Origin of the sequence: Mesorhizobium sp. Primo-A (assembly GCF_003997175.1) — a bacterium.
GTDB classification, from domain to species: domain Bacteria; phylum Pseudomonadota; class Alphaproteobacteria; order Rhizobiales; family Rhizobiaceae; genus Mesorhizobium; species Mesorhizobium ciceri.
On record NZ_RZTG01000065.1, the window covers coordinates 1 to 427 of the forward strand.

At 59.7% G+C, this 427-nt stretch carries 1 protein-coding gene; it reads left to right on the forward strand.

Annotated elements, in window-relative coordinates; genetic code table 11:
* On the forward strand, positions 1-427 hold a 427-nt coding region (locus EOC83_RS33010), incomplete at both ends, for an SGNH hydrolase domain-containing protein (protein ID WP_281034873.1).

Here is a 427-nt window from a genome sequence, read left to right on the forward strand (position 1 = left end):
AGACGTCGATATCAGCCTGATCGGGACACCGAATTATCCAGGGCCGGCAGCGCTGCTTGCCAACGCTTCGGTTCCGCGCGACGTGGAACTGCTGCCATCCCTCGGCAAACTCAGGCGTGACGTACCGATCGTCTATCGACTGAAATGCCATCAGGAGCAGGACAGCACGCAAGCTGTGGGCTGCCAGCTCGGCGATCCCCAGGGAACCAGAACCATTGTCGTCGCAGGCGATTCACACGCAGCACAATGGATCCCGGCCATCGACAAGATTGCCAGGGACCGCAAGTGGAAACTGGTCACCTTCACCAAGGCTGCATGCCCTTTCACCCTTGCCGCGGTGACGGATGAAGGTAAGCCGTATGAGGCCTGCGCAACATGGCGCGACAACGTTCTCGCCGAGATCAGGAAATTGCGGCCAGACCTGATG